Below are 7,479 nucleotides of genomic sequence, written 5' to 3'. Positions count from 1 at the left end.
ATCGGGACAAAAGAAATCATCCATTCTACTATTTTAGAGGAGGATAGAGAAATCTGGGTGTATGTGCCTGCTTCTGCCGGGGCTGACAACAAAACACGTTACCCGGTGATGTACCTTTTGGATGGCAGGGATTTCTTTCATTCCATGACCGGGATAGCAGGGTATTTAAGCACAGATGGCAAAATGCCCGAAATGATCGTGGTAGGCATCGTGAACAGGGACCGGGGAAGCGACCTTACTCCCACCCGTTCCATGCTCAGCCGCGATGGATCGGTAGATCCTGATTTCAGGAACTCAGGCCGGGGAGAGAAGTTTATCTCCTTTATCCAGAAGGAACTGATGCCGCATATTGATGCCCGCTACAACACTGCACCGTACCGCATGTTTGTAGGCCATTCGTTGGGAGGGCTCACCGTCCTGCATGCGTTTGTCAACCATCCTGCCTTGTTTACTTCTTATGTAGCTATCGACCCCAGCCTTTGGTGGGACAACCACCTCATCGTGAAGCAAACAGAGAAAGCATTAGCCCAAAAAGACTATGCCGGCAAAAGCCTCTTTTTCGCGGCGTCCAACACCATGGAAAAAGGAATGGATACGATCCGGGTTATCAAAGACACAGCTTATGGCAATGGCAACGTACGCAACAACTTCCAGTTCAGGGAGACTCTCCGAAAAAGCAAGAACCTAGCTTGGGCCTGGAAATTTTACCCGGAGGACAACCACTCCTCGGTACCGCTACCTGCCCAGTATGACGCCCTTCGTTTCATCTTCAAGAAGTATGAAATGGATAAAGACATACAAGACCCCACCATCACGGTGGAGTACATCCAAGACCATTACCGCTCCGTGTCTGCCCTGATGCAGTATCCCGTGCTGCCTTCGCAAGGCATAGTGAATATACTGGGATATATTTCCATGGGCAACAAACACTATGACAAAGCCTACGGCTTCTTCAAAATGAACATTGACAATTACCCAACCAGCACCAATGCATATGATTCTATGGGAGATTATTACGTGGAGCGGAAAGACAAAAAGAAGGCCATCGAAGCATTTAAAAAAGCTTTAGCGCTGGAGGAAGTACCCCAGACCAGGAAGAAATTAGAGCAGCTGCAGGCACGGAAATAAATAGTTGCGAACCACGCCACTTTAACTACCATAAAGGCCTCCCAGGGATGACTCCGGAAGGCCTTTCTGATTCGCATTTATTTAGTGAACCAGACTACTGAATTCTCATATCACCATCCATAATTAGTTTAGGTCCTCTTATACAGGAAGACTCCTCACAAGCAACATTCAAATGCATGCTGGTAGAATGGCAGAACAAAGGGAGCGTGCCTTTCTTTCTACTGTTTAACAAATATGTCTCTCAAGCCAGGCAACCTTTCAAGGGATAATTGACTCTTACCTATATAACATTCTTCATATGTTATTATATTTGAGTGCAACCTCACGTTTAGCTATACCTTGAAAACAACATCTTTTACACCTCTTTGTCGGCTTTCGCGCCTGCTCCCAGATCAGTCGCTGTCCATCACAAATCAGGCAGCGCCTCTCCCGGCCAGTGGCTTGTCCTTAGCGCTATACCTGGGTTTGTTCCTTTCCGGAAATTCGCTCCTGATTTTCCGTTAAAGTTACAGTTACTAAAAGTTTACAGCGCCTAGTACCAATTCATCCCCCACATCATTCCTGCATATGCATTCCTCTTCCTTTAAGCATCTGTTGCTCTTTACGCTGGTTTTATTACAGTTTCCCCTTTTCGGGCAAGGCATCAGGGGCACCATCAAAAGCCGTAGCGGAGAGCCGCTTCCCTTTGCCTCTGTTTACATCACGAACCTGAATAACGGCTCATCCAGCAACGCCACAGGGCAGTACGAGATCCGGCTGCCGGCCGGGGACCATACCGTGCTCGTAAAATACATCGGCTATGAAGCGCAGCAGGTACAGGTAGAAATAAAAGAGGATTGGGTAGAGCGCAACTTCAGTTTGGGCGAGCAATCCTTCGCCCTCAAGGAGGTGCAGGTGAAAGGAAAAGGCGAAGACCCGGCCTATACCATTATGCGCAAGGCCATCGCCAAGAAGAAGTACCACCTGCTGCAGTATGACAGCTACAAAATGAAGGTATACGTCAAGGGTACGGGCGAGCTCACCAACGCGCCCTTCTTTCTCAAAAAGAAACTCAAGGAAGAAGGTGTAAAACTGAACGAAGCCTATACCCTGGAGTCGGTGAGCGAGATCAAATTCAGCCAGCCCAACAAGCTGGAGGAAAAGGTGATTTCCATTCGCACCTCCGGCGATAACAAAGGCTCAATCTCTCCCATGAGCTTTGTGAACGAGAGCTTTTACAAAGACAAAGTGGTGGATATGATTTCGCCGCTGTCAAAGTCTGCCTTTGCCTACTACAGGTTCCAGTACGAAGGCAGCTTCCGGGAAGGCGACATCGACGTGAATAAGATCAAAGTAACGCCACGCTCGCGTGGCGACAATGTGTTTGAGGGCTACATCTACATCATCGAAAACTACTGGGCCATCCACAGCCTGGACCTGCAGACCAGCATGATGGGCTTCCCGATCAAGGTGAAGCAGAACTTTGCCGAAGTTGCCCCGGCCGTCTGGATGCCGACCACGCACCAGTATACCTTCTCGGGCAAAGTGATGGGCTTTGCAGGCGAGTTCAAATACCTGGCATCCTGCTCCGACTACCAGGTGGTCCTGAATAAAAAACTGGTAGCTCCGAAGGAGATCATAGACGAGAAGGCTGAGGAGGTTCCGGCTGCCGTAGCGGCTATCAAACCGCCTAAAAACAACAACGACCTGGAAATGCTGGCAAACCAGGATAAACTGACGCGCAAGCAGTTCCGTCAACTGATCCTGGCCCAGGAAAAAGAAGCACTGAAGGAGCAAAAGCAACCGGAGGTAGTATCCGAGAGAAGGTATACCGTTGACAAACTCGCCACCAAGCGGGACTCAGCTTACTGGGATTCGGTGCGCCCTGTGCCGCTCAGCACCAAGGAGCTCAAAGGCTACCAGCGAGACGACTCGCTGGCGCAGGTAAAATCAGCCGAACTGACAGGCAAGGACTCCACCAAGGTCATCAAGAAAAAGAAGTTCAACCCGCTGGACGTGGTGACCGGCGGCAACTACCGCCTCTCCCCCAGAACGCGCCTGAACATAGAGCCGACGTTCGCCAATGTTTATTACAACACCGTGGAAGGGTATAACGTGAACCTGACCGGACGCCTGCGCCACCAGTACGACAGCCTGCGCCGCACCTTCGAGGTTGCTCCTACTTTCCGGTATGGCTTTGCAAGCGACGATTTTTATGCCAAAGCCCGGGTGTCCCACCAGGTCAGGCGCGCCGGAAAATCCCACCTGGTCTACCTGGATGGCGGTAAGTTTGTAGAGCAGTACAACGACGAAAATCCGATTCATCCGCACATCAACACGCTCAGCACGCTGCTGTTCCGGCGCAACTACATGAAGATCTATGAGAAAACCTTTGCCCAGGCAGGGTATGAGTACAAACCTTCTGTCTGGCTGAAAGTGAGCGGACAACTGGAGTGGGCACAGCGCAACCAACTCTACAATACGACCGGCCACAGCTACTTCTACACCGATGCGAAAAGAGCCTTTACACCCAGCACACCGGATAACATCGAACTGGAGGATACCGGCTTTCCAGAGCATGAGGCGCTCGTGTTGGAAGCCAATGTGAGTTACCGCCCCCTGCAACGCTACCGGATGTACAACGGCCGCAAAATACCCTTGCTGGAAAAATCGCCCGAGCTGCTGCTCCAGTACCGCAAAGGTATAGCCGGTATACTGGGCAGCGACGTGGATTTTGACCAGTTACAGCTCGGCATCAACCACGGCTTTGCCATTGGGGTGCGCGGCAGGCTGCAGTTTGAACTGCGCGGCGGCACGTTCCTCAACAACCGCAGCCTATACTTCATGGATTACCAGCACTTCGATGGCAACCGCACGATTCTGAGCAGTCTCAAACCGGCCGGTGCATTCCGCCTGCTCGACTACTACCAGTACAGCACCAACAACAGCTACTTTTCGGGGCACACCCATTTCCAGTTCCGCAAGTTCCTGCTCACCCACATACCGGAGGTGCGCTTCGCCGGCCTGAAAGAAAATGTGTTCTTCAACTACCTCAAAACCCAGCAATCGCCCCACTACTACGAAGTGGGCTATTCGCTCGACAACGTGTTCCGGGTACTGCGCATCGAAGCCGCCGCTTCTTTCAGCGACCGCAATTTCCAGGAACTGGGCTTCCGGATAGGTATAGCCACCATCTTTAAAATATCGACGAATTAAGAAACGGAAGGAAGGTATAGCCGCAGCGATTTGACAGCATATTCTCCAAGCAAACTAAACTACAAAGCTATACCTGATGCGCTGGCTTCAGGTATAGCTTTGTGCGCAGAGCAGGACACCGGAAAGCTAGTTTAACCGGAACAAATCCTTGAAAAAGTAGCTTAAGAAAAGCAGGACTTTAAACGATTATCTTCCTTCCGGCTCCCTTCCAAATCTTCCGCATCACACAGCCTGTATGGCTACGACGAAGCTAAATGGTTTCTAAAAAAAGATTTCTATATTTCATTTATGAAATGATAATAAATCTTAACTTCATAGCTGAAAATCAGTGCCATGCTAACCCTTAGGTTCACAAACTAGCCTGCACCCCTAGCCCGCTGTACAAATCAGATGAGAGAACTAGTAGCCATTGTGGTCTCGGAGCGAAAAAGCCTCCTGCGCGGATTCCTTGTTGCGTTCATGCTGGTATTTCCGTTTACTTTTCTGCCCACTATTTTCCGGAACGGATTCTCCTGGCACTTCCTGCAGCAGCGGCTGCCGCAATCTATTTTATATGCAGCCTTATTTGCGGTGGCTATCATCCTGTTTGCGTTGCTCAACAACTACGAAAAGCTCCTCCACAAAAAGCGCCTGTATAATTTCCCGGCCTTCACTGCCCTGGATTTTTATGGCGGAATTGAAGGGTATAATTCTATCCTGCGGGAGCTCTCCACGTACCTGATCGGCAAGATGGGCAACTACTATTACAAGGTCGACATCATCAACCCTGAACTGCAGAATTTCAAAATAGAGGTCGCCCCGATGATTCAGATCTGCCCGGATAGTAGCATGTTTGACCGATTGACCTGTGAACTCCAGCTGAAAGAAAACCTATACCTGTCCCGCGTGCTCTCTTTCTCAGAAGAACAACTGCAGGAAGAAGACACGTTAAGAAACGAACTCCTGAAGCTTTCGGATGAGCTGACCAGCCTCGGTGTCACCCCCTCCAAAGTGGATGTAACCAGCTTCTGAAGTACACGCTTGCTATACCTCCCTCCTGCCGGCAGCGGCCCTTGCAACTCCTCTTCCGGTGAGTAGTATACCGTATGCAACTCTTTGCTACTCTTACCTGCCTTTCTGCTATACCTATACCTATGAAAGCCATCCTGCATTCCGGTTTTTCCTTCTGCCTGGCTGCCTTGCTGGCTGCCTGCAGCCCTGACAAACCAGAGCAAACGCACCAGACCCGCTCCGCTGCTGCGAACGCCACGACTCCGCTACGTGAGCTTTGCTTTCTGCAGGTAACACAGGGCGTGCCCGTTATTTCAGGTATGGATACGATACCCGGTATAAGTGATTCCCTGCTGATCAACCTGACAATCAAGGGAACGGCTGTAACCGGCATCCTGCACTGGCTTCCGGCCGAAAAAGACAAAATGACCGGTACCCTGCAAGGCAGCCTGCAGGACAGTATCATTACCGCGATCTATACCTACCAGGCGGAAGGCGTGACAGCCAAAGAAGAAAGGATATTCAAACTGGAACCGGACACCCTCCGGATGAAGGCCGGTGAGCTGGAAGAAAAAGACGGGGTATGGAGATTGAAGCACCCGGAAAAAGCGCCCTACTCCACTGCAGTCCCGAAAGTGCTGTGCCCCTGACGGCAGCCATACCTTCACTAAATGCTTTTGATCAGCTGAACATTCATCCCTCGCAACCAGTATGAGGAGGAGTACCTGATGTACTAAGGTATAGCAGGTAGGAAATTGTTGAACTTCAACCTAACGTATACTGGTTATGCCGAAACTAAGTGGAAAAATAGCGCTCATCACCGGATCTGATTCCGGTATCGGGCAGGCGACTGCGGTCGAGTTTGCAAAAGAAGGGGCCGATGTGGTCATCACTTACTATTCCGATAAAGAAGGCGCCCAGGAAACACTCCGCCAGGTGGAAGCGCAAAAACGGAGAGGGATCGTACTACCGGTGGATGTGAGCGATGAGCAGGCCGTGGAGCAGCTGTTTGACCGGGCGCTCGAAGAATTCGGCACGATCGATATCCTGGTCAACAACGCAGCTGTCAACGGTTCGGGAATAAACGTGGCCGACATGGACACGGAAGTCTTCGACCGAACCATCCGCACCAACCTGTACGGCACCTTCTTCTGCTCCCGGCGCTTCATCCGGCACCGCCAGCAAAAAGGCGGCAAAGGCAAGCTCATCAATGTCTCATCCGTACATGAAGAAATCGTGTCGGCGGGCACGGCCGACTACTGCGCTTCCAAGGCCGGTATCCGCAACCTGACCCGCACGCTGGCGCTGGAGCTGGCGGAAGACGGCATCAACGTAAACAACATCTGCCCCGGCATGATCCTGACTCCCATGAACCAGGAGGCAATGGATGACAAAGAGGTGCGGGAAGAGAAAGAAGAGCATATCCCCATGAAACGGGCCGGCAAACCGGAGGAGATTGCGCGGCTGGCGGTTTTCCTGGCTTCTTCCGACTCCGACTACGTGACCGGTTCCAGCTACTTCATGGATGGCGGCCTGTCGCAGTACATGGGCCAGGGCGCCTAGACGAACGAGAATCAGTTCTGCCGGCAGTACAGGGGTTTCGCTGCCGGCCAGGTGTTAGAAGTGACATGCTGTTACGGCAAGGTATAATCCAATGGCAGCATATCCCCTAACTTTTCGAAACCCCAGTACCCTTCAAAAAGCACATCCAGGGGCTGGTATATACTTCCGTTTTTATCCAGCAGCACATGATCGGCCTTCAGCGACAGCACCGAGGTCTGGTAGCTTGGCTTGCGCGGTTTGAAGAATTGTTGTTGCTTTACAAAAGCTTCCTCTTCCATTTCGCCAGTGTATACTACCTGCATAAACTGCCCGAACGTCATCTTCACCTCGTCGCCGGAAAAAGTCAGGTAATCGGAATAAGGAACCGGTTTGATATCCAGCTGCTCGATCAGCTTCGGTAACCGGGCGCGGTCGAGTGTTTCGGCCGATGCTTTGTCCAGGTATTGGATACCTCCTGCTTCTCTGGCCTGTATTCTTAATGCGGCAATTTCCTCGTCTGAGGGCCTGTTTGGATTGGGGAAGCGGTATAGCCGGCGCAGGTTAAAGCCTTGCTCCTCCAGTTGGGTCTGGCGCAGCGCCCGTACAAAATGCATGGCGGAGCCC

General features: G+C 51.3%; 6 protein-coding genes. 5 read left to right on the top strand and 1 reads right to left on the bottom strand.

What is annotated here, in order from left to right; genetic code table 11:
* The 5 genes from OB13_RS00455 to OB13_RS00435 all read left to right on the top strand — a co-directional run.
* Positions 1–1,128, top strand: a 1,128-nt coding sequence (locus OB13_RS00455; protein WP_461488169.1) for an alpha/beta hydrolase-fold protein, incomplete at its 5' end; no start/stop codon positions are given.
* Positions 1,129–1,695: 567 nt separating this feature from the next.
* A complete protein-coding gene (locus OB13_RS00450; protein WP_461488168.1) occupies positions 1,696–4,323 on the top strand; it encodes a DUF5686 and carboxypeptidase regulatory-like domain-containing protein in 2,628 nt (875 codons plus the stop codon).
* 390 nt (positions 4,324–4,713) lie between these two features.
* Positions 4,714–5,334: a hypothetical protein gene (locus tag OB13_RS00445; protein ID WP_461488167.1), complete on the top strand. Its 621-nt coding sequence runs from the start codon at positions 4,714–4,716 to the stop codon at positions 5,332–5,334.
* Positions 5,335–5,456: 122 nt separating this feature from the next.
* On the top strand, positions 5,457–5,963 hold the full coding sequence (locus OB13_RS00440; protein ID WP_461488166.1) for a hypothetical protein: 507 nt from the start codon (positions 5,457–5,459) through the stop codon (positions 5,961–5,963).
* Positions 5,964–6,099: 136 nt separating this feature from the next.
* The gene (locus tag OB13_RS00435; RefSeq protein ID WP_461488165.1) at positions 6,100–6,876 is read left to right on the top strand and encodes an SDR family NAD(P)-dependent oxidoreductase; all 777 of its coding nucleotides are present in this window, start codon (positions 6,100–6,102) and stop codon (positions 6,874–6,876) included.
* Positions 6,877–6,947: 71 nt separating this feature from the next.
* On the opposite strand, the gene OB13_RS00430 is transcribed toward OB13_RS00435, so the two are convergent.
* Positions 6,948–7,479: hypothetical protein (locus OB13_RS00430; protein ID WP_461488164.1), on the bottom strand; the 532-nt coding region annotated here is incomplete at its 5' end.

Source organism: Pontibacter sp. HJ8 (genome assembly GCF_054824225.1).
This window is presented reverse-complemented; position numbering and strand designations above follow the sequence as displayed.